This is a genomic window from Vibrio sp. 1978 (assembly GCF_033344345.1).
The window spans coordinates 1-1250 of the sequence record NZ_JAWPOP010000107.1 but is presented as its reverse complement, the minus strand read 5'-3'; the positions used below and the strand labels follow the sequence as shown (position 1 = coordinate 1250).

Below are 1250 nucleotides of genomic sequence, written 5' to 3'. Positions count from 1 at the left end.
CACGGAAATCGCATGAACATCCCCGTTATTCAAGGGCTCTGAGAACCTTGCTTAAGTAGTTTACATCCATCGCACACTTCATTCGTTTACGTTGAATGCCTCCCTTAAAGCTCGTTTCTTGCTTTAAAAGGTTCAAACACGCCTGTCTGATCCTTGAAAAAGCCTCTGCGCGATCATCGACTCGAATGCGACATGCATCTTCTCTGAAACTAACATCCAACTGCCAGTGCATCGACTCGATTCCCCAGTGAGAACGCGTTGCATCATGCAGTTCTTTCGCACTAAGTTTCTTTGAACTGATGTAAAAGCGAACCGACATATCTTCCTCTGTCGCGGACCCTTCTGTTTTACGCATATTAACCATGATACCCACGCTTTTTAGCGCCGGCCATTCATGCTCTAAATCACCTAAAAATGACAGCTCATTCGTCACTAATGCACAGCGTGTTTCCTCACGCCCATGCCCTTTTTCCTGGCTCGCATAGCTGTCTCCCTCTGCAAATCCCTGCAGCATTGAGGGGCGATAAAACTCACCTATCGCTTTCTCCAGTGAACCTTGATTTCCTTTCACTGCAAGTAAGTAATCAGCATTTTTATCGACTATCTTTTGGGCGATTTTTCTCTGACAACCCATTGCATCAATCGTCACTAAGCAACCAGATATATTTAGCAATTCCAACAACTTGGGGATCTCTGTAATTTCATTGGTTTTGCAATCAACTTTAGATTGCCCAAGACAAAGACCTTGCGCCGTGGCAAAGGCGTTCACCATATGAATTGCTGAGCGCTCTTCAGATTTATTGTAAGAACCGCGAACGGTTTTTCCATCGATTGCTACCACTTCGCCATCTGTGATTTGATGACAATCTTTCATCCAACTGATGAATGCCTTTTGCATCGCTGACGGGCTCACCATGCCCATGACGCGAGCGATGGTATCTGACGACGGAATGCCATTGTCAAAATCACCCAATGACTTAAGAAAATCGGTTCGGCTTTCACCAAAATCACAGATACCTTCCCAGGTATCAAAACCGGATAGCACACCACAGATCGTCAACAAAATAATGTCTGACAATTTGTGTTCTACCTTAGCGGCTTGACGGTAATCTTTTATCACTTCGAAATGCATAAATGGGTTCGTTATTGTCGTCATAATCTGGCTCCGTTTAAGTTACAGAACCATTCAAAATCACTCAAAATGATCTACAAATTGATCCTTAATGAGTTTCCAATGTTGTGATGAATGT

The 1250-nt window shown here is 43.7% G+C and carries 1 protein-coding gene; it reads right to left on the bottom strand.

Going from position 1 to position 1250, the window contains the following annotated elements; translation table 11 throughout:
- Positions 1-25: 25 nt before the first annotated feature.
- Complete coding sequence (locus tag R8N49_RS24800; RefSeq protein ID WP_203346727.1) at positions 26-1156, bottom strand: ISAs1 family transposase; 1131 nt, start codon at positions 1154-1156, stop codon at positions 26-28.
- Between the last annotated feature and the right edge of the window lie 94 nt (positions 1157-1250).

Bases quoted from the DNA above. Each gene is read 5' to 3' on its own strand.
- R8N49_RS24800 (WP_203346727.1), bottom strand. From the start codon at position 1,156: ATGACGACAATAACGAACCCATTTATGCATTTCGAAGTGATAAAAGAT.